At 59.4% G+C, this 20,081-nt stretch carries 16 protein-coding genes and 1 tRNA gene; 3 read left to right on the forward strand and 14 right to left on the reverse strand.

The genetic code is table 11. From position 1 onward, the window contains the following. Nucleotides 1-87: 87 nt before the first annotated feature. The 8 genes from WIN67_RS18540 to tssA form a co-directional block, all read right to left on the reverse strand. Complete coding sequence (locus WIN67_RS18540) at nucleotides 88-1,605, reverse strand: sigma-54 interaction domain-containing protein (protein ID WP_339069822.1); 1,518 nt, start codon at nucleotides 1,603-1,605, stop codon at nucleotides 88-90. A gap of 10 nt (nucleotides 1,606-1,615) precedes the next feature. After that, complete coding sequence (gene tssH, locus WIN67_RS18545; protein ID WP_339069823.1) at nucleotides 1,616-4,258, reverse strand: type VI secretion system ATPase TssH; 2,643 nt, start codon at nucleotides 4,256-4,258, stop codon at nucleotides 1,616-1,618. Between the two features lie 13 nt (nucleotides 4,259-4,271). After that, nucleotides 4,272-5,279 (reverse strand): type VI secretion system baseplate subunit TssG, encoded by a 1,008-nt coding sequence (gene tssG / locus WIN67_RS18550; protein WP_102881490.1) that lies wholly within the window; start codon nucleotides 5,277-5,279, stop codon nucleotides 4,272-4,274. Next, nucleotides 5,243-7,030, reverse strand: coding sequence for a type VI secretion system baseplate subunit TssF (gene tssF, locus WIN67_RS18555; protein WP_102881491.1), 1,788 nt, complete (start codon nucleotides 7,028-7,030; stop codon nucleotides 5,243-5,245). The genes tssG and tssF overlap by 37 nt, the downstream gene beginning before the upstream one ends. A 196-nt stretch (nucleotides 7,031-7,226) precedes the next feature. Further along, the gene (gene tssE, locus WIN67_RS18560; protein WP_102881492.1) at nucleotides 7,227-7,634 is read right to left on the reverse strand and encodes a type VI secretion system baseplate subunit TssE; all 408 of its coding nucleotides are present in this window, start codon (nucleotides 7,632-7,634) and stop codon (nucleotides 7,227-7,229) included. A 14-nt stretch (nucleotides 7,635-7,648) separates the two neighbouring features. Next, nucleotides 7,649-9,124: a type VI secretion system contractile sheath large subunit gene (tssC, locus tag WIN67_RS18565; RefSeq protein WP_102864949.1), complete on the reverse strand. Its 1,476-nt coding sequence runs from the start codon at nucleotides 9,122-9,124 to the stop codon at nucleotides 7,649-7,651. Between the two features lie 26 nt (nucleotides 9,125-9,150). Then, complete coding sequence (tssB, locus tag WIN67_RS18570; RefSeq protein WP_102864948.1) at nucleotides 9,151-9,654, reverse strand: type VI secretion system contractile sheath small subunit; 504 nt, start codon at nucleotides 9,652-9,654, stop codon at nucleotides 9,151-9,153. Between the two features lie 32 nt (nucleotides 9,655-9,686). Next, nucleotides 9,687-11,243, reverse strand: a complete 1,557-nt coding sequence (gene tssA, locus WIN67_RS18575; RefSeq protein ID WP_306409144.1) for a type VI secretion system protein TssA — start codon at nucleotides 11,241-11,243, stop codon at nucleotides 9,687-9,689. Nucleotides 11,244-11,999: 756 nt separating this feature from the next. On the opposite strand from tssA, the gene WIN67_RS18580 reads away from it, so the two are divergent. Beyond that, nucleotides 12,000-12,173: a hypothetical protein gene (locus tag WIN67_RS18580; protein ID WP_181430899.1), complete on the forward strand. Its 174-nt coding sequence runs from the start codon at nucleotides 12,000-12,002 to the stop codon at nucleotides 12,171-12,173. A 772-nt stretch (nucleotides 12,174-12,945) separates the two neighbouring features. Here WIN67_RS18580 and WIN67_RS18585 read toward each other — a convergent pair. The 6 genes from WIN67_RS18585 to WIN67_RS18610 form a co-directional block, all read right to left on the reverse strand. Next, a tRNA-Gly gene (locus tag WIN67_RS18585) sits at nucleotides 12,946-13,021 on the reverse strand. A gap of 65 nt (nucleotides 13,022-13,086) precedes the next feature. Next, nucleotides 13,087-13,647 carry a CDP-diacylglycerol--glycerol-3-phosphate 3-phosphatidyltransferase gene (gene pgsA / locus WIN67_RS18590; protein ID WP_060839891.1) on the reverse strand — a complete coding sequence of 187 codons (561 nt, stop codon included), beginning with the start codon at nucleotides 13,645-13,647 and terminating at the stop codon, nucleotides 13,087-13,089. A 32-nt stretch (nucleotides 13,648-13,679) separates the two neighbouring features. Next, nucleotides 13,680-15,503, reverse strand: coding sequence for an excinuclease ABC subunit UvrC (gene uvrC, locus WIN67_RS18595; protein ID WP_102864946.1), 1,824 nt, complete (start codon nucleotides 15,501-15,503; stop codon nucleotides 13,680-13,682). A gap of 1 nt (nucleotide 15,504) precedes the next feature. Continuing rightward, on the reverse strand, nucleotides 15,505-16,146 hold the full coding sequence (gene uvrY / locus WIN67_RS18600; protein ID WP_011061841.1) for a response regulator transcription factor GacA: 642 nt from the start codon (nucleotides 16,144-16,146) through the stop codon (nucleotides 15,505-15,507). A gap of 441 nt (nucleotides 16,147-16,587) precedes the next feature. Continuing rightward, complete coding sequence (locus WIN67_RS18605; RefSeq protein ID WP_268562705.1) at nucleotides 16,588-17,052, reverse strand: GNAT family N-acetyltransferase; 465 nt, start codon at nucleotides 17,050-17,052, stop codon at nucleotides 16,588-16,590. Continuing rightward, nucleotides 17,052-17,807: a carbon-nitrogen hydrolase family protein gene (locus WIN67_RS18610; RefSeq protein WP_339069824.1), complete on the reverse strand. Its 756-nt coding sequence runs from the start codon at nucleotides 17,805-17,807 to the stop codon at nucleotides 17,052-17,054. Before WIN67_RS18610 ends, WIN67_RS18605 begins: the two co-directional genes overlap by 1 nt. 639 nt (nucleotides 17,808-18,446) lie before the next feature. Between WIN67_RS18610 and WIN67_RS18615 the strand changes: the two genes are divergently transcribed. Both WIN67_RS18615 and WIN67_RS18620 read left to right on the forward strand, forming a co-directional pair. Beyond that, nucleotides 18,447-19,538 carry a 3-deoxy-7-phosphoheptulonate synthase gene (locus WIN67_RS18615; RefSeq protein WP_306409141.1) on the forward strand — a complete coding sequence of 364 codons (1,092 nt, stop codon included), beginning with the start codon at nucleotides 18,447-18,449 and terminating at the stop codon, nucleotides 19,536-19,538. A 212-nt stretch (nucleotides 19,539-19,750) separates the two neighbouring features. Then, entirely contained in the window at nucleotides 19,751-20,032 is a 282-nt protein-coding gene (locus WIN67_RS18620) for a peptidylprolyl isomerase (protein ID WP_007924449.1), read from the forward strand. Nucleotides 20,033-20,081: the final 49 nt, after the last annotated feature.

The following is a 20,081-nucleotide window of genomic DNA, read 5'->3' on the forward strand; positions in this document are numbered from 1 at the left end:
GGTCTCCATAGGTAGACAGTGCACAAAACGCCCTCCCTTGCAGGCGCGCCCAGAAGTACAAAAAACCAGCCAAGGCTGCATGCCTCGCTAGACCACAAAGTCGTCAAGATTGATGTTCAGGCGCCCCAGGCGGTACAGCAGCGTGCGACGGGGCAATCCCAGCTCCCGTGCCGCCAGGGTCTGATTGCCGTCGTTCTTGCGCAGGCAATCGAGCAACAGGTGGCGTTCGACTTTTTCCAACTGCTCGCGCAGGTTCAGCCCCGGCTCTTCGGGCATGACTTCAACGTTCAGGGAGAAATGCTCGGCCATCAGTTCACCGCCTTCACAGAGCAGCACTGCACGCTCCACCAGCCCCTTGAGCTCGCGCACGTTGCCTGGAAAGGCGTAACCGGACAGATGATTGAGGGCCGTCGGCGACCAGCTCACCGGGTCCTTTTGCAGGAAGGCACAGGCCTTGTCGGCGAAATGCCGGGCCAGGTCGAGAATGTCGCCTTCACGCTGTCGCAAAGCCGGCAACTCGATCGGGAACTGAGCCAGGCGGTAATACAGGTCCTCACGGAACTTGCCCTCACCCACCAGCGCCGCCAGATCGCGGTGGGTGGCGGCGATGATCCGCACGTCGATGGTGTGCGTGTCGTTGGAGCCCAACGGGCGGATCTCGCCGTCCTGCAGGACCCGAAGCAGTTTGGCTTGCAGGGACAGCGGCATGTCGCCGATTTCGTCCAGCAACAAAGTGCCGCCATTGGCCGCATCAAACAGTCCGGGGCGATCGCGGTCAGCGCCCGTGAACGCCCCCTTGCGATAACCGAACAACTCGCTTTCCAGCAGGTTTTCCGGAAACGCCGCGCAGTTCTGCACCACAAATGCCTGGGAACGACGCGGGCCGTAATCATGAATGGCACGCGCCACCACTTCCTTGCCGGTACCGGTTTCGCCACGCAGCAACACGGTGTAAGGGCTGTGCAGTACCTTGCTGATCAACTGATAGGCCTGGCGCATCGCCGGACTGGTGCCGATCAGGCCATAACCACTGGTGATGACCTCGGGGGGCAGAAGCGGCGCAGGCTCGCCCGCGGGCAGACGCAAACGCTGGAGCAACGCCCATTGTCCAAGGACAAACGCCCCCAGTTGGCCCAACGACTGGGCAAAGGCTTGCAGGTCTTGCTGTTGCGGGCTGGCACACAACAGCAAGCCTTCGACAGCCTTGCGCGCGTTGACCAGCGGTACGCATAACAGTGACTGCCACGCAGCGCTGTGCACGGGCAGGAAGCTGGTGTCGTGGAGGCTGTGGTTCAGACCCACCAGGCTCACCACCCGGTTCTGGCACAGGGCAAACTGCAGCAGTTGCTCACCGCTGTAATCGCTCGGCAGGTTGATCACTTCCCGCGGTTGTAAAAGGCCGCCGAGGCATTCGGCGCGCAGTTGCAGGCAGCTATGGGTGGCATCGAGCAGATACAGCTGACTCAGTTCACAGCCACTGAGCTGTGCTGCGCCTCGCACAAAGTCTTCAAGCAGCACAGCGCCTTGCGCCGCCCGGGACAAAGCGGAGAATTGCGCCAGCAGTGCCTCTGCATAAGCCAGCGGCTGCGGCACCCGAGTGAACATGATGCCCACCTCAGGCGAACTCGCAGGCCACGCCACCGCTGCTATCGAGCGTTGCGTACACACGTTTGAGGTTCTCGCCGGTGGCCATGGCCGCCAGCAGGCGGTCGGCCACCAATGGCAGGACGTGCAGGTCGAGCAAGTAGTCGATCAGGCGTGCACCGCTTTCGCTCTGAGTGCAGCGTTCGGCCAAGTGATCGACCAACGCCTGGCAGTGGCTGAACTCCAGCTGCCGAGCGTTCAGCCGCTCACCCAGTCGCGCCAGCTTGATTTCGATCAGTTCACGCAGCACCGGACCACTCACCGGGTAGTAAGGCACCACGCGCATACGTGCCAGCAGCGCCGGTTTGAAATGCTTGCTCAATACCGGACGGATCGTCTGCTCCAGGGTGTCGACACTCGGGCGCTCGCCGTTCTCGCACAGCGCGCTGATCCGCTCGCTGCCCAGGTTCGAGGTCATCAGTATCAGCGTGTTGCGAAAATCGATCTCACGCCCTTCGCCATCGTTGGCTACGCCCTTGTCGAAGATCTGATAGAACAGGTTGAGCACATCCGGGTCGGCTTTCTCGACTTCATCGAGCAGCACCACGGAGTAGGGCTTTTGCCGCACCGCTTCGGTGAGCATGCCGCCTTCGCCATAGCCGACATAACCCGGCGGAGCGCCGATCAAACGCGAAACGGTGTGTTTCTCCTGGAACTCGGACATGTTGATGGTGGTGATGAAACGCTCACCGCCATGCAACAGGTCTGCCAGGGCCAGGGCGGTTTCGGTCTTGCCCACACCGCTGGGGCCCACCAGGAGAAATACGCCGACTGGTGCGTCTGGTTTATTCAGGCCTGCGGCCACGGCACGCATCGAACGATCCAGAACCTGTACCGCCTGGTCCTGACCGCGAATACGGGCACTCAGGTCAGTGGCGAAACTCGCCACCTTGGCGTTGTGCTCACGGGCCAGTTGCGCCAGTGGTACGCCGGTCCAGGCGCTAATGACTTCAGCCACCAGGCGTGGGCACACCTCGAAACTGACCAGCCGCTCCCGGGTTTGTGCATCACTCAGGGCGCGATGGGTGTCGTTGAGTGCCAACTCCAGCTCCACCACGCCAGGCCCGGCTTGTACATCAGTCTCCCGGCCGGCATCCGGCGAGCCTTCGCTGTCCTGTGTCGAGCGCAGGGTGCTGGCGTCGCGGGCCCTGGCCAATTGCACACGTAACTGCAGCAGGCGCTCGGCTAATGTACGTTGCTCATGCCAGAGTGTTTCCAGGGCCTGCTGTTGCTCCGCGGCATCGGCCAGCCGCGCTTCCAGGCTGTCCAGGACCTCCTGGTCGATCTTCAGTCCGGCTTCGGCATCGCGCCGCAGAGCCTGGCACTGACGCCGTCCCTCAGCACACTCGCCACGCAGACGCTCCAGACGCTCAGGCGCCGCTGCAAGGCTGATGCGAACCCGGGCACAGGCGGTGTCGAGGACATCGACGGCCTTGTCCGGCAATTGGCGCCCGGCGAGGTAGCGGGCCGAGAGCTCGGCGGCGGCCACCACTGCGTCATCACGCAGGTAGATACCGTGGCTCTTCTCATAGACCTGGGCCAGGCCTCGCAGAATGGTCACTGCCTCGGCAACGGTGGGTTCGTGCAATTGCACGGGTTGGAAACGCCGGGCCAGGGCCGGATCTTTCTCGAAGTATTTTTTGTATTCGCTCCAGGTGGTGGCCGCAATGGTACGCAGCTCACCGCGGGCCAGGGCCGGCTTGAGCAGGTTGGCCGCATCGGAGCCTCCGGCATTGCCGCCCGCGCCGATCAGGGTATGAGCCTCATCGATGAACAGGATGATCGGTTTGGGCGAGGCTTTGACCTCGTCAATCACCCCTTTGAGGCGCCGCTCGAATTCACCTTTGACGCTGGCGCCCGCTTGCAGCAGCCCCATGTCCAGCGAGAGCAGCTCAATGTCCTTGAGCACGGGCGGTACTTCTCCGGCGGCGATGCGCGAGGCCAGGCCTTCGACGACCGCGGTTTTCCCGACACCGGCCTCACCGACCACAATCGGGTTGTTCTTGCGGCGACGGGCGAGGATGTCGACCATCTGCCGGATCGCATCGTCGCGGCACAGCACCGGGTCGAGCTGGCCGTCTCGCGCCTGTTGGGTGAGGTTATGAGTGAAACGCTGCAACAGCGACTCCCCCGCTGCCGCCGGCCCGCCGCCGGAGGTTCGTTGCTGTTGTGACAGGGCAAAATCCTTCAGGCGTTCGATGTCCAGCTTCGCCAGCAACGGCTGGTAGCGACTGCCGGCATAACGCATCGGGTTGCGCAGCAAGGCCAGAATCAAGGCCGCCTGCTCGACCTGGCTTTGACCCAGTTCAAGATTGGCCACCAGCAATGCGTCCTGCAGCCACTGCACCAATTCCGGAGCGAACACCGGGCTGCGCGAGCCGCTATCGCCGACTTGCGATTGCAGTGCCTCAATCAACTCGCCGGCCTCGACTTGCGCGTCCTGCAACGCCCGGGCAAGCAGACCCTGGGGACGCTCCAGCAAACCCAGCAGCAGGTCTTCGACCAGCACCTTGTTGCCGCCACGGGCGACGCAGCGCTCAGCGGAACGCTCCAGGTCGCGGCGGGTTTCAGCGTCCAGTGCCTGGATAAGTTGTTGCAGGTCTAGGTTGATCATGGGTCATCTGTCCTTAATGAATTTTGCTGCCCAAGGTCACCACGCCGTCGGCCTTTTCATGACCGAGCCAACTGGTCCACCCCAGACGACAAGTGTTCTGTTCACCGATGCACAGTTCGCGGATTTCCTCCTGGCGCAGCACCAGGCGAATGTCGTAGTCCAGCGGATCGCGCAGGGTGAACCGCACCAGCGCGCACAAGGGCTGGTAACCGAATCCGATCGGCAGGAACTCGTGGAAGCGTTGCCAGTCGAGCTGGCTGATATGAATGCGGAACTTGCCGCTGCGGTCGCGCACCCGCTCACCCAGTACCAGGTCCTCAGCGAGCAGGCTGTTGGCCTGCCCCAGGCAATTGCGCTGCTCGTCGAGAATCTCTACCCGGCGCTCGATGCACTGCTCGATCACCAGGTCTGCGTGCTTGAAGTAGTAGCGCAGCACCGCCTCGATCAGCGCCGCCGAATGGGCGCGCAAGCTGAGCAATCCCAGGTATGGCAGCAAGCGTTTCCAGTTCAGTTCCTTGGCCTTGCGGATCTCTTCGCCACCCAGGCCGATCAAGGCAAATAACTGAGCTGAAAACGGGTCCAGGGCACCACTCTTGAAGCTGGCGCGGTAGCGGTATTTACTCCAGATCGGCAGCATCAGGCGTTGCAGGCGGTGATGGAACAGATCGAGGAAGTTGCGTGTCGGGTTGCCCTCCTCGCCATCGCCCAGGGCCTGCTCGCCATAGAAGGCCGGCAAGGGCGAGCCCGCGCCAAACAACCCGATCAGGTTGAAACGCAAACGTGCACGCATCTGGCCGCGCTCTTCAAAAAACTCCACGCGATCAACATCGCTGCCAGGGAAACCCAGGCTCGGATTGGCCTGGAACTCCAGCTGATCGTAGAGTTCCTCTTCACTCAGGTACGGATGGGCATCACGCAAGCGATCGACGACCAACAGTACGGCCTGAAACAGCGAATACTCTCGTATTACCGTGCTCAGTCTGCTTAAAGCAGGGGCTGCAGCCCCATGCGTGGAGCCCATTTGTACACCTCTCCCTGTGTACTTTTTACCCGCAGCTCATGGTAGGAATTGAGACTGGCGTAAAGAGCAAAAAACTCGTTAAGAACCGACGCGAAAACGAACAGGTCGCCTTCACCGATATAGCCTTGGGGATCGATACTCAGCTCGGTGCGCAATCCACGCAGCGGCAAGCCTCGGTGCAGGCGGTCGACGTGCTCGTGACGTATCGACTTGAGCCCGCCCAGTAAACGCTTGCTGACCTTCTCCAGATGCTGGTCGTAGTAGCGTGGCAAATCGTAGGTTTCGAGGATCACCTTCAACGCATCGACGTTGGCCAGCGACAGATAGTTGAGCGACATGTTGCTGATGAGCTTCCACAGAAAATCGCGGTTCAGCGGCGGCGCGTAGCTCGACGTGACCGGTGTGATATTGCGGAAGCTGAGAAACTCCGGGGTTTCCTCGCACAACTGGTTGATGTCGCCGAGCTTGAGCCGACGCGGCAGGTTCTGGTTGGTGCACATCAGCTCGATCGACAGGGTTTCCTGAGCATCGGTGTGACGGATGCCGAAGCTCAGGTAGGTATCGAGGCCGTCGTGCAGCAACGATGAGCGCTGGCGAATGCTGTAGTGCGGACGGCTGTGGGGCACGTCGAAACTCGGATCATGCTCGAACGACTCGAAGGGTACATACGCCTGATAACCCAGGCCGCCCGGCTTCCAGCCGGTGACGCTTTCAATGGAAAACACGCCGCAATGTTCCAGTTCGTACTTGGCCGGCAGCAGCAGGTACTCGTCCTGCTTGCCGTCGAGACGAATCGGCAAGGCATCGTGCTTGAACAGGTTGACGATAGGCGTGCAGTAGAGCTTCACGTTGTCCAGTGTCGGACGCAGACGTTGCACCCCACTGTTGCGAATATCGAAGCGCAACTCCAGGCCGTGCATGCGCTGAAGGATGTCTTGGGCCAACCTCTGCAGCAGATCCAGACCACTGAGATCGACAAACAGGAACTTATCCTGGAGCGCAAAATACTCCTGCAAATAGCGATACCCGCGGAAGGTATTCAGCGGGTACGGGATCAAGGCCTCTTCTTCAGCAAAGCCCACAGGCTGTACACGATTGCCCGGTATCTTGAAGGACATCCCAACGCCGTTGACTCCGGCCAGCGGCTCGCCGTCCACCCCCAACGGCACCAGCTCGATGCCTTCAAGGTTGCGCAGCAGGCTGAGGTAAAGCATCTGACTGATGTAGCGCTCACCGGCCAGGTGCAGGCGCAGACGCTCCAGGTTCAGTTCACCAATATGACCGTCGCAACTCATTTCCAGACGCAGGCTCAACAGTGCACCGTCACCCTTGACCGAGTAACTCAATGCCTTCAGATCCAGAGGCAGCACATCGGTCGGATAGCAGGTGCGAAATCGGCAGCAGACATCATCGATGGGCTTGCTCTCTACCGGCGTATCTCGCGGTATGCGCTGGGCGGGTCCGGACTGCTGCAGGGGGTCGAACTGCAAGATGCTGAACGCTGGCAATGGCCGCATGTAGTTCGGCCACAGCAGGTGCATCAGCGAGTGGCTCAGCTCGGGCAGTTCGTCGTCGAGCTTCTGGCGCAGACGTCCCGTCAGAAACGCAAACCCTTCGAGCAGGCGCTCCACATCCGGGTCTCGTCCGGCCTCCCCCAGAAAAGGTGCCAAGGCCGGACTGCGCTCGGCGAAACGACGGCCCAGCTGGCGCAGCGCGGTAAGCTCACTTTGGTAGTAGTGGTTAAAGGACATGGGCTCAGTGCCTGGTAGTAAGAGTCATGGATCACTGCGGTGGAACGCGTTGCCAGTAGCCGCGCCGCGTTACCCCACTCTCCAAAGATCCTTGCCGTGTTCGCTACGCGTACCGGATAGCCAACAAAGGTCGTGGCCTGGGCAGCCAACAACCCGGCTGGCGCAGACTGCGTGGTTTGCTGTCATCGTCGTCTCCTTAACTGACCTTGACTTGCCCGCTGCCATCCAGGCAGGCGGAAAAACTGACCTGACGCTTGATCCCTTCCACCTCAAGCAAGCCTTCAATGCTGAACGCCAGCTTGAGCGGGTCATGATCACGCGGCAGAGAAACGACACGCACCTGACTGAGCCGCGGCTCGTAGGCTTCGATGAAGTGCTCGATGGCCAAACGGGCCTGGCTCAGGGCATCGTGCAAGCTCAAGCGCATGTCGTTGAGATCGGGCAACCCGTAGTCGGAAAGCGTTTGCACGCTCCCCGCACGGGTGCTGAGCATCTTGCCCAGATGGGCAGCCACCGATGCCATCGCGCCGACCTCGCGGCTCCAGCCGACACGCTGGTCGGCCTCTGCGCTCAGGCGTTCAAACAGGCTGCCGTATCCGCTCATGACCTGGCTCCCGGTTACTCTTTATCCAGTTTGCCAACCAGAGAAAGCGTGAAGTCGGCCCCCATGTACTTGAAGTGCGGGCGCACGTTCAGGCTCACGCGATACCAGCCCGGCTCGCCTTCCACATCGCTGACGATGATCTGCGCAGCGCGCAGCGGACGACGGCCACGGACTTCGGCACTGGGGTTTTCCTGGTCAGCCACGTACTGACGGATCCATTTATTGAGCTCCAGCTCAAGATCGGTACGCTCCTTCCATGAGCCGAGCTGTTCACGCTGCAGCACCTTCAGGTAGTGAGCCAGGCGGTTGACGATCATCATGTAGGGCAGTTGGGTGCCAAGCTTGTAATTCAGCTCCGCCGTCTTGCCTTCAGCGCTGATGCCAAAGAACTTCGGCTTCTGTACCGAGTTGGCAGAGAAGAACGCGGCGTTGTCACTGCCCTTGCGCATGGTCAGGGAGATGAAGCCCTCCTCGGCCAGTTCATACTCACGACGATCTGAAACCAGCACTTCAGTCGGGATCTTGGTTTCGATTTCACCCATGCTTTCGAAATGGTGCAGCGGCAAGTCCTCCACCGCGCCACCGCTCTGCGGACCGATGATGTTCGGGCACCAGCGGAACTTGGCGAAGCTGTCGGTCAACTTGGTGCCGAACGCATATGCGGTATTGCCCCACAGGTAGTGCTCGTGGTTGTTGGCAACGGTTTCCTTGTAGACGAAGGACTTGACCGGGTTTTCTTCCGGATCATAGGGATTGCGCAGCAGGAACCGCGGCAAGGTCAGGGCAATGTAGCGAGAGTCTTCCGATTGCCGGAAACTCTGCCACTTGGCAAATTGCGGGCCTTCGAAATGATCCTTCAGATCCTTCAGGTCCGGCAGGCCGGTGAAGCTTTCCAGGCCAAAGAAGTTCGGGCCTGCGGCGGCAATGAACGGCGCATGTGACATGCAGGCAACGCTGGAGACGTACTGCATCAACTTCACGTCAGGAGAACTGGGCGACATGAAGTAGTTGGCGATGATCGCGCCGACTGGCTGGCCACCAAACTGACCGTACTCCGCGGTGTAGATGTGTTTGTAAAGGCCGGCCTGCATCACTTCCGGCGAATCTTCGAAGTCGTCCAGCAGGTCCTGCTTGGAGACGTTGAGGATTTCTATCTTGATGTTTTCACGGAAATTGGTGCGTTCCACCAGTAACTGCAGCCCCCGCCAGGCGGACTCCAGCGACTGAAAGTCTTCGTGGTGGAGAATCTCATCCATCTGCTGGCTGAGCTTGGCATCGATCTCGGCGATCATGCGATCGACCATGGCCTTCTTGACCGGCTCGCCGCTGTTCTGCGGCTTGAGCAGCTCCTCGATGAAGGCTGACACTCCGCGCTTGGCGATATCGTAGGCTTCGTCGTTCGGAGTCAGACGGGTTTCGGCGATGATGCCGTCGAGAATGCTGTACTCGCTGCTCTCGTTGCTTTGGTGTTGCGCGGCACGGGTAGTCATGTGTTGTGGCTTCCTTGTCTGATGGGTCAGGCGTCTGGGGCGGCGGCGTTCAGGCCCAGCTCACCGAGCACGCGAACGCGGGATTCGTCGTCGGCGAGAACGCCTTCGATGGCTTTGCGAAACGCAGGGGCATTACCCAGAGGCCCCTTGAGTGCCACCAAGGCATCGCGCAGCTCCATCAGCTTTTTCAACTCGGGCACCTGCTCTACCAAGCTGGCCGGGTTGAAGTCCTTCATCGAGCTGACCCGCAGACTGACCGCCAGCTCATCAGCGTCACTGTCCTCCTGAAGACGGTTAGGCACGCTGAGCGTCAGACTCAGATCCTGCTTGGCCAAGACTTCGTCGAAGGTCATTTTGTCGATACTGATCGGCTTGCGATCTTCCACCTTGCGTTCATCCGGACGCTGGGTGTAATCGCCGATCGCCAGCAGTTTCAGCGGTAGCTCAATCTCCTCCTGAGCTCCGCCGGTCGCGGGTTTGAAGGTGACGTTGATGCGTTCCTTAGGGGCTACAGAGCCTTCTTTGGCCATGGTCCTTTCCTTGCGATTGTCGGCCCGTGGGCCTATTCGAGTACCACCTCGAGGTCGAGATGGCACAGCCTGCGATAAATCTCTTCCTTGCGTTCTCGCACTGCGTGGTTCTGCGGCAACAACTCACAGCAGCTATGCAGGAGGTGCAGCACTTCCAACGCAAGATCCGGCTCCCAGGCGTGCAAGCCTGAGTTCTGCAATTCTTGATCAAGGGTTTCCAGCTGGGTCTTGGCCAGCTCGTACTTCTTGGCGATGAAACACAGCCGCGCCAGGCTGAAATGCCAGAAGAACCTCACGCGACCGCCACGCGCACTCTGCAGGCCTGGCTTGAGTACTTGCACCGCCGCCTTGAGGCCATCCTTGCGCAGGATCGGCAAGACCTCTTCCAGGGCCTCCTCCCAAATCGGCTGGCTGGAGCTGGCGTCGACCTGACGCGGTGCGCTGGTGGCGGATAGGTGAGGCATGACATGGGCGCTGATCCAGCTTCGAGTGGCCGGATCGGCGAAGGGAGTGCCGTCGTGAAAGCGCAACTCCACCACTCCCGGCAGACGCTGCAGCAAGAGCGCAAAGTGAAATTCGACTTCACGCATGGCCTGATCGGCGTTCAACGCTTGCAAGCACTCCCAGACCATGCGCTGCCCGTCGAACCAAAAGGGTGCCCTGGACAGGCTGGCTTCGAGCTCCAGCAACAAATCAGCGAACTGACCACCGGCAAAGCGTTCCTGGTAAGCCTTGAGTTTGTCCCCTGGCAGCCCTCGCAATCCCGTGACCTGTTCAGCGTTACGCTCCGGGACACTATCGATGGGCAACCACAGCATGGTGCGGTTCAGGCGCAGGGAGCGTACGTCGGTAGCCTTCTGCTTGAGCCACCAGGCGCACAGAGGTCGGGCATGCTCCTGCAGCGCACGCAGGACCCTCTGAGCATCCTTTTCGTTATCGATCGACGAGGCCGATGAGAAGAGCTGGGTCGCTGCCTGCTTGACCTGTGCTACCACGGTGCCGACGGCGCCTGGCTCTGGCTGATGCTCGACGGCACGCTGGATCATGCTCGACAGCCGCCGACAGATGGGCAGCAACAAAGGAGCGTCATCGCCAAGATGCTGGGTCAGTACCGCATCAAGCTTTTCCAGATTCAGCACCAATCGACGAAACAGCGGTAACTGTTCCTTGATCGCGATGTTTTCGCTTAACGCCTGCTCCAGTCGAGGCACCAGCCAACTGATGGCGGCACCACGGGTACGCAGTTTATTGGGGTGGACCTCGACCCAATGCTGTTCGCACAGGTACTGCAAGAGGCCGGAACCCGCAAGCAATCCTGCGAAGGACTCGCGCTGATACAGCGCCCAAGTGAGCCAGGCGGCCACCCGCAGATCCTTGGACTGCACACGTAGCAGGTTTTCACTGTTTTCAAGAACTTTCAGCCAGTCGATCTGACCGCTTTCATGCATGGACTGGGCTTTGGCCAACTCGTTTTCAAGGGCTTCGTATTCACTCGAAAAGCGAACATCCGCGCCCGCAAAACTCTCTTTGGAAATAGAGACTTTGGCGATCTCAAGATAATGAGCAGACAGTTTATTTGAGTAGTTCATCCATGACCTGTTTAAAGCTTTGCCGCAGAACAAATGGCTAGAGCTTTAAAAATATAACCCCTAACCCATAAGTATTAATTTAAGAAAAATCCTAAACTTACGAGAATAATTCCCTTACCGTTTCAATTTTTCCTACAAGCGCACTCCGCGCTAGGACCTTTGTTACCGGCCTTTTCGCTGATGCAGTGCCGTCACGATGCATTGCCACAGATATATACCTCCATTAACCATGCTGTATCAGAAAGTAAAATCGGGGCGAGACAACCTTATTCAGCTAACGGCGCACCGAGAGAGAAATATAATTAGTTCATATTTATCAATAACATAAGAAAATTACTTAGAAACCAAAACACAACCTCCTTTAAAGGTCGCGCCCAACAAGAGGAACACTCGGCTCAAGGTGTAACTCCCTGAAATAGCGGTACAACAGCTTCCAAAAAAATGGAAACTGCTCGGCGATTCATTATGAGAGTGCTGGCTTTGCGTTGTTGTAGCACCGGACATGGGCCATGTTTTTACTTACCCAAAATGGTCCTGATGTGTTGTTTGGTCATGGCGTTTGAATGTTGGGCGGAGCCCTAGGCCTAAACATCACCGTTCTTAATTGAGGGCAGCTTTTAGACTCAGAAGTTTCAACTGACTTTACAGACCGGTCTCATATTAGCGTTTGCGCACGCTTTGCCAGGTTGAGCGCCATCTTGCATCCGAGCCAGGCAAGGTGCGGGTCTGGCCTCTCTAAAGCTTAAGGATGAGTCTATGTTCGCGTCAGTCGACACTGCACATTTTGTGCTGTCCATCCCTGCCGTTCGCCACGACTTCAAGGGGCTGGTCTTCAAGGGTTGCGAAGCCATCTGCGAGCTGTATGCGATCCGTATCGAGCTGATTTCGGACAACCCTAGGCTTTGTACGAAAACCCTTGATACTCGGTGATGCTGCGTTGAAAACGGTCTCGTGCGCGAGTCCGATCGGAATGCTCATTTACACCCAGTAAAGTCGAACGCGACCCCGGCCGTTCCTCGGCCATTTTCGCCTTGCCTGACCTTCGTTCGGACAGAGCCTAATGTCGAGCTGAAAAGCCTACTCAACCAACCGGCGTCCTTGCAGTTCGGCCTGGACGGTGAAGGCATCCACGGCCTGATCGACGATCATCGAAATCGGCGACTGCGGTAAATGCATGACCCGCTATGCCAGCGAGAGACTTGGCCATGAGGCGATCTGATCAGCCGCGCATCGAAAACGCCCTCGGCCTTCCCAGCCAGGCCTACAACTTCCATACCAACCAGATCGGCACACCGCAGGAAATGACCGATGTCGGAGGGCTCGAGGTGTCGCGCGTACTACAAAGCATGAGGAGAACGCTATCGCAGAATCGGATGGAGCAGAATCTGTGTTTTCAGGGGGGATCACGTTTGGGAAAGAGGACTGAACTACAGAACCTTCAGTAAGACGATCCCGCGGTGGGGCGATTTCCCACGCAAGGTCCGATTGAGTTGATGGGCGGGGATAACCTAAATCGGTATGCGCCGACAACAAACCGTATTAAGCACTTGACCAGATTTGAGCGTTTGAAACGTACTCAATTCTGGACTTAAACGCACTGGATGGTGCTGCATTTGAGTGAAAACCACAGAAACGAAAAAAGGACCCGGAGGTCCTTTTTTCGATCGCAGTAGAAATCAACTGAATTCTACAACGCTATATTTGGAGCGGGAAACGAGACTCGAACTCGCGACCCCGACCTTGGCAAGGTCGTGCTCTACCAACTGAGCTATTCCCGCATCGTCTTGGTGTTGCGCATTCTATAGAAATCCGAATGCGCGTCAAGCCTTTGATTCAAAAATACTTATTTTTTCTCGTTGTCGATTTTCAGATGCGGCCAGGCGGCCCGCAGATACTGCAGCATCGACCACAAGGTTAGCCCCGCCGCTACCAGCAGCAAGGCATAGCCCACCAAGACCCAGAAGCTGAAGTCCGAAGGGTTGGCCAGGAGGATCACCAGCGCCAGCATCTGCGCTGCTGTTTTCCATTTGCCCATATTGGACACTGCCACCTGGGCCCGGGCGCCAAGTTCGGCCATCCATTCGCGCAGTGCCGAAACAACAATCTCGCGACCGATGATCACGGCTGCCGGCAAGGTCAGCCACAGGTTGCCGTGCTCTTGCACCAGCAGCACCAGGGCCACCGCCACCATCAGCTTGTCGGCTACAGGGTCGAGGAACGCGCCAAACGGCGTGCTCTGCTGCAGGCGTCGCGCTAGGTAGCCATCTAACCAGTCAGTGGCAGCCGCGAAGGCAAAGACTGAACTGGCCGCCATGTAGCTCCAGCTATAGGGCAAATAGAACAGCAATATGAAAATCGGGATGAGCAGGACGCGTAGAACGGTGATCAGATTAGGGATATTCATCGGCACAACTGGCTACGAGGTGATTGGGCATTCTACTCGCTGTGCAGGTTTGCATAAATCAACTCTGCGAGCTTTTTACTGATTCCCGGTGCTTTGGCTATCTCGTCGATGCTGGCACGAGACAGTTCTTGCAATCCACCAAAATGTTTAAGAAGGTCCCGCCGACGCTTCGGGCCAACGCCCGCCACCCCTTCCAGGGTCGAGGTACGCCGGGTCTTGCCACGTCGGGCACGGTGACCGGTGATCGCGAAGCGGTGAGCCTCATCGCGGATTTGCTGAATCAGGTGTAACGCCGGTGAGTCGCCTTTGAGGGTGAACTCGTGGGCGGCGTCATTCAGGTACAAGGTCTCGAAACCCGCCTTGCGGGTCGCCCCCTTGGCTACGCCGAGGAGGATCAGATCTGGTACCGCCAGTTCATTGAGCACGTCGCGAGCCATGGACAACTGCCCCTTGCCGCCATCCACCAGAAGGATATCCGGCAGCTTGCCTTCGCCTTCCTTGAGCTTGCTGAAGCGCCGGGTAAGAGCCTGATGCATGGCCGCATAGTCGTCTCCGGCGGTGACACCCTCAATGTTGTAACGGCGGTAATCGGATTTCAGCGGCCCTTCCGGACCGAAAACCACACAGGAAGCCACTGTGGCCTCGCCGCTGGAATGGCTGATGTCGTAGCACTCCAGGCGCTGGGGCGGCTCGTCCAGATTCAGAACTTCAGCCAGGGCTTCAAAGCGCGCGGCTACGTGCTGGCGGTTGGCCAAGCGTGCACTCAGAGCCTGTTCGGCATTGGTCACCGCCAGTTGCTGCCAGCGGGCACGGGTGCCACGGACCCGGTGACTGATGGTCAGCTCGCGGCCCCGCAGTTCGTAAATGGCGGCGACCAGCGTCGGAAAGTCTTCGTGCACCACGTTGACGATCAACTCCGCAGGCAGATCGCGCTCAGGACTGCTGACAAAATACTGACCCAGAAAGGCCGACATGACTTGCGCCACGTCTTCCTCGATGCCCACCTGGGGAAAGAAGTTCTTGCTACCCAGCACCCGACCGCCACGCACGCTGATCAGGTGCACGCAGGCGCCACCCGGGTTGACGAAGGCCGCGACCACATCCACATCACCGGTGCCACCTTCCATGCTTTGCTGGTCCTGGACTCGGCGCAGCAGGGAAATCTGGTCCCGCAACTCGGCGGCCTTTTCAAAATCCAGAGTGCCGGCGGCCGCCTCCATTGCACTGGAAAGTTCATCGGTCAAGGCATTGCTACGCCCTTCCAGGAACATGACCGAGTGGCGCACGTCTTCGGCATAGATCTCGGGTTCCACTAGACCGACGCAAGGTGCCTTGCAGCGTTTGATCTGGTACTGCAGGCAGGGCCGCGTGCGGTTTTTGTAATAGCTGTCCTCGCACTGGCGAACCATGAAGGTCTTCTGCAACAGGCTGAGGCTTTCACGAATGGCACCGGCACTGGGGTATGGCCCAAAATACTTGCCCTTGTGCTTCTTCGCCCCGCGATGGATGCTGAAACGCGGAAAATCGCCATCCGAAAGAAACACATAGGGATAGGACTTATCGTCGCGCAAGAGAATGTTGTAGGGCGGCCGCCACTCCTTGATCAGCGTCTGCTCCAGCAGCAGCGCTTCGGTCTCGTTGGCGGTAATGGTGGTTTCGATCTGCGCGATACGCGCCACCAGGGCTGCGGTCTTCGGTGCCTGGCCGGTCTTGCGAAAATAGCTGGACAGCCGGTTTTTCAGATTCTTGGCTTTGCCCACGTAAAGCAGGCGTGCATCGCTGTCGAACATGCGATACACGCCGGGACGGCCACTGCAGGTAGAAAGAAAAGCACTGGGATCAAACAGGTCAGTCATTTCAGAGGCTGGCATCAACCATGCCATGACGAACCGCCAGTAGCGTCAACTCGACATCACTACTGATCGACAGTTTCTCGAAAATACGATAGCGGTAGGTGTTCACGGTTTTCGGCGACAGGCACAACTTGTCGGAGATGATCTGCACCTTCTGGCAACCGACAATCATCAGCGCAATCTGAATTTCCCGCTCCGACAAGGCATCGAACGGGGAATCACTGGAAGGCTGGAACGATTTGAACACCAGTTGCTGAGCAATCTGCGGGCTGATGTAGCGCTGACCAGCAAAAACCAGGCGAATGGCCTGAACCATTTCATTGAGGCCCGCGCCCTTGGTCAGGTAGCCCGCCGCACCGGCCTGCAGCAACCGCGTCGGAAACGGATCTTCCTCGCAGACAGTCACCGCCACGACTTTGATATCCGGATGACTGCGCAGCAATTTGCGCGTGGCCTCAAGGCCGCCGATCCCGGGCATCTTTACGTCCATCAGGACCACATCGGGCTTCAACTCCCGAGCCTTGAGCAGGGATTCTTCCCCTGACTCCGCCTGCCCGACTACTTGCAGGCCATCGATGTCAGCCAACATTCGTGTAATGCCCGTACGAACGAGATCATGGTCATCGACTACTAGCACCCTAATCAAGCAGACACCTCGCGATTTGGTCTTTATAGGTTGCCGGATACCTTAGCAAAAAGCGACGTACAAACCTAATCACAAGCGCTATATAAAAAACATCGGCAAGCGATAAGAGACGCCGCCAACCAGAAGCAAGAAAACGCTCTGGCTTCAGGGCTCGGCGATCAGGGGCTTTTTGCGCAGACTCTGGATCTACGACAACTCGCCAGGGTCCTGGTCAGACGAAAGATTGCCCTCTGATCGTCCTTGAACAGTACCCTCCAGCAATTTGAACGGTTTTGAACTATGCCCGGTATCCGCATTGCCGCACAAGCCAAGCCAGGCGCGAACTTCAAGGTAAATCGGTTCAACACTTTTCCCACTGGCAGAGGCTCGATCCCGCGCATACCTTCCCACCTCTGGCGGGCTGCAAGAACAGCAAATGGGATTGAACCCACAAGGTTGCGCTCAATTGCCGCAGGAGCCTTCCAGAGGATCTGAGGCGGATGAGCATTCCATCCGCAAAAAGCACTCCTCCTCACCCACCACCTTCAACCCCACCCGCTCGTATAGACGCTGTGCCGGGTTGCCCTTGAACACAGTCAGACGCAACAAGCCCCGCCGCTCCGAACGGGCCTTTTCCATCACCTGCAACAGCGTCCAGGCTCCGGCGCCCCGCCCCCTCCACGCCTCCAGTACGTGCAGCTCACGGATGTAGACGGCGCGCAGGTCCCTGCTAAGGCTGACAAACCCCAATACCTCGGTTCCCGAGCAAATCAAAAGATTCTCGCGACCGCCCCACGCCACATCAAACGCCTCATCAAGCCACAACAGATCGTTGCGAATGTAATAGCGCAGCATTGTGGAACGCGTCAGATCCCGGGCGAAGGCCAAATCCGCCTCAGCTGCCGGACGCAATTGAAAGGCGCTCATCAACCCGCAACCGCCCGCACTTCGACCCGCCATTGCCCCCCATCGCGCTGGGCGATCAGCAGCGCTTCGCCGACACCTTCCACAGCACCCAGCAATTGTCCCTGGGCGCCCCAGATTGCGCTGCGCCCGGCACAGGACCAGCCGCCGCTGGGGCCGCCATGGTTGGCCATCAGCACCAGAATCCCGTGGTCCCGGGCATATCCTTGCAACAGAGCACTGTCGACGGCATACCCGCCTTCACTGATCAACACCCCGGCGGCGTAGATGCCGGCGCCAGCGTCCACCGCAGCCTGCACATGGCTGGCATGACAGAAATCCGCGCATACCGCCAAGGCCAGGACCTCATTCCCCAACTGCAACGGCGCGCCACCGCTACCCGGAGCAAAAACCCGCTCCTCTCCAGGGTGCAGATGCTGCTTGCTATAAACCGCCAGCGAGCCGTCCGCCCCCAGCACCAGTGCGCCAATCAGCACCGGTCCATCGACGGACAAGCGAATCGGCATGCCCACCACCGTCGTCAGCTTCAACTCGCGGGCCAGATTGCGCAGTGGCTGCAGCCGCGGGGAGTCGGGCGGCAGCGCCAGTTCAGCGACCAACTGCGGTTCATAACCAGTCAGGGACAGCTCAGGAAACACCAGCAACTGCACACCCTGCTGCGCTGCCAACCCCATCAAATGCTGATGTCGGGCCAGATTCGCCGACAAGTCTCCAGCAATGGACACCGATTGGGCGGCAGCGAGGGTCAGCACGGTCATGAACGTTCCTTGGCGAGACAACGAGAGGCAGCGGCGAGTGTGGCATAAATCCTCTCACGGCTTAATCCATGGCTCATTGCATCAGCTTCCATAGAAATTACTGATTGAATCGCGGCCCCGGCCTCTAGTAAGCTCGCCCCACTTCACGGAGAAACTCATGTTGTCCCAGACCCTTTCCCTGCATCGTCACACCGCCAGCGCACTGCGTTCGGTTGCGGCTGCTCGGGTCGACGGCACCAGCGCTCCGGCGAGCTTTTATTTTGGGTATTGGTTTAGCCACTGGCGCGCCTGATACCCAACCGGCGCCCACTTTAACGGGTCGCCTACCAGAGAATTCTCAACCCCCGGTCGGCCTCCCGACCGGGGGTTTTGTTTTTTCAGGCTCGACGTTTTTAACCACGACTTTCAGCAACACACCGAACTTACCGAGGATTTGCCCCATGAACTACGCCACCTATTACCGCTACGACATGTTCTCCACCTGGCGATTTAGCAGCCTCCGCTCGGGACAGCCTGCCGCCTCCGATCGGTCACCTACCGGTGGCAATTGCACACTTGTGGCCAGTACGGCCAATTGTCGAACACCCCAGTAGGGCCGCGCGCGGGACATCACCCGCCGCCCGCCCAGGAAGACCGAACATGAACTCGTCCGTATCCGCTCTGCCCCTGTCCGCCCAAGTCAGCGCCAACGAAACCCTGACCCAGCGCCTGCCCAGCTCTCTGGAGCTCAAGCAGCAATTGCCCCTGTCACTGGCCCTGAGCCAGCAGGTCGCCAACCACCGCCTGGCGATACGCGCCATTCTCGAAGGACAAGACCACCGCCTGCTGGTAGTCGTCGGTCCCTGCTCCATCCATGACCCGCAATCAGCCCTGGAATACGCCGCCAACCTGGCCCGCCTGGCCGAAGAGGTGAGCGACCAGATGCTCCTGGTGATGCGTGCCTACGTCGAAAAGCCCCGCACCACCGTGGGCTGGAAAGGCCTGGCCTACGACCCGGACCTGGATGGCAGCGACGACATGGCCGGCGGCCTGACCCTGTCCCGGGAGCTGATGCGCGAAATGCTGCGCCTGGGCCTGCCGATTGCCACCGAATTGCTGCAGCCCATGGCCGCCGGCTACTTCGACGACCTGTTGAGCTGGGTCGCCATTGGCGCCCGCACCACCGAATCGCAGATCCACCGCGAGATGGCCAGCGGCCTGGAGATGCCCGTAGGCTTCAAGAACGGCACCGACGGCGGCGTCGCCATCGCCTGTGATGCCATGCGTTCGGCTGCCCACCCCCACCGCCATTTCGGCGTCGACAGCCAGGGCCATCCGGCGATCATCCAGACTCCGGGCAACCCCGACACTCATCTGGTATTGCGCGGCGGCCACAGCGGCCCGAACTACGACCGCCAGAGCGTGGCCCAGGTCCAGCGCGACCTGCACAAGCTGAAGATACCGGCGCGGATCATGGTGGACTGCAGCCACGCCAACAGCGGCAAGGACCCACTGCGCCAACCGGCGGTATTCAACGACGTACTGGAGCAACGCCTGCAGGGCGACACCTCGCTGATAGGGGTGATGCTGGAAAGCCACCTGTTCGAAGGCTGCCAGCCCCTGAGCGGCCAACTGCGCTACGGCGTCTCCGTGACCGACGGCTGCCTGGGCTGGAGCGCGACCGAGCAATTGCTGCGCAATGCCGCGCAACAACTGCAGCACGCACACAAGGTCGCTGCCGTCCCCGCCTGACCGCCCCTGCTGCAGGCACTGGCTTGCCAGCGAAGACGTCCCCAAGAGCAGCGACTTCTTCGCCAGCAAGCCGGCTTCTGTAACACCCACCGCGCCCGCAGGAGCGTGGCAGCCCGCGAAGGCGCCAGACGGCAACGCCTTGAAGGAACTTTGAGAAGAAATAGCCACCTGAATCCGGTAGGCTCTCAACTTTCTTGAAAGGAGCAACATCCATGGCCAAAGCCACTGCCCGTCACATCCTGGTTGCCAGCGAAGCCAAGTGCAACGAACTCAAAGCCGAGATCGAAGCCGGCGCCGACTTCGCCGAAGTCGCGAAAAAGAACTCCACCTGCCCGTCCAGCCGTGACGGCGGCAACCTGGGCTCCTTCGGCCCGGGCCAGATGGTCAAGGAATTCGACACCGTGGTGTTCAGCGCTCCCGTGAACGTCGTGCAAGGTCCGGTGAAAACCCAGTTCGGCTACCACCTGCTGGAAGTCACCAGCCGCCAGGACTGATCCCCTCGCGACTGCGTCTGCTCAACGGCCCGCCTCCTGGTGGGCCGTT

The organism is Pseudomonas idahonensis, from assembly GCF_037903935.1.
GTDB classification, from domain to species: Bacteria; Pseudomonadota; Gammaproteobacteria; order Pseudomonadales; family Pseudomonadaceae; genus Aquipseudomonas; species Aquipseudomonas danubii.

What these genes read in the sequence shown, in the direction of transcription:
- WIN67_RS18540 (WP_339069822.1), bottom strand. Translation starts at nt 1,605, where the DNA reads ATGTTCACTCGGGTGCCGCAGCCGCTGGCTTATGCAGAGGCACTGCTG.
- pgsA (WP_060839891.1), bottom strand. Translation starts at nt 13,647, where the DNA reads ATGAATATCCCTAATCTGATCACCGTTCTACGCGTCCTGCTCATCCCG.
- tssF (WP_102881491.1), bottom strand. Translation starts at nt 7,030, where the DNA reads ATGTCCTTTAACCACTACTACCAAAGTGAGCTTACCGCGCTGCGCCAG.
- WIN67_RS18605 (WP_268562705.1), bottom strand. Translation starts at nt 17,052, where the DNA reads ATGAGCGCCTTTCAATTGCGTCCGGCAGCTGAGGCGGATTTGGCCTTC.
- WIN67_RS18580 (WP_181430899.1), top strand. Translation starts at nt 12,000, where the DNA reads ATGTTCGCGTCAGTCGACACTGCACATTTTGTGCTGTCCATCCCTGCC.
- tssB (WP_102864948.1), bottom strand. Translation starts at nt 9,654, where the DNA reads ATGGCCAAAGAAGGCTCTGTAGCCCCTAAGGAACGCATCAACGTCACC.
- WIN67_RS18615 (WP_306409141.1), top strand. Translation starts at nt 18,447, where the DNA reads ATGAACTCGTCCGTATCCGCTCTGCCCCTGTCCGCCCAAGTCAGCGCC.
- tssH (WP_339069823.1), bottom strand. Translation starts at nt 4,258, where the DNA reads ATGATCAACCTAGACCTGCAACAACTTATCCAGGCACTGGACGCTGAA.
- tssG (WP_102881490.1), bottom strand. Translation starts at nt 5,279, where the DNA reads ATGGGCTCCACGCATGGGGCTGCAGCCCCTGCTTTAAGCAGACTGAGC.
- tssA (WP_306409144.1), bottom strand. Translation starts at nt 11,243, where the DNA reads ATGAACTACTCAAATAAACTGTCTGCTCATTATCTTGAGATCGCCAAA.
- uvrC (WP_102864946.1), bottom strand. Translation starts at nt 15,503, where the DNA reads ATGACTGACCTGTTTGATCCCAGTGCTTTTCTTTCTACCTGCAGTGGC.
- WIN67_RS18610 (WP_339069824.1), bottom strand. Translation starts at nt 17,807, where the DNA reads ATGACCGTGCTGACCCTCGCTGCCGCCCAATCGGTGTCCATTGCTGGA.
- WIN67_RS18620 (WP_007924449.1), top strand. Translation starts at nt 19,751, where the DNA reads ATGGCCAAAGCCACTGCCCGTCACATCCTGGTTGCCAGCGAAGCCAAG.
- tssC (WP_102864949.1), bottom strand. Translation starts at nt 9,124, where the DNA reads ATGACTACCCGTGCCGCGCAACACCAAAGCAACGAGAGCAGCGAGTAC.
- tssE (WP_102881492.1), bottom strand. Translation starts at nt 7,634, where the DNA reads ATGAGCGGATACGGCAGCCTGTTTGAACGCCTGAGCGCAGAGGCCGAC.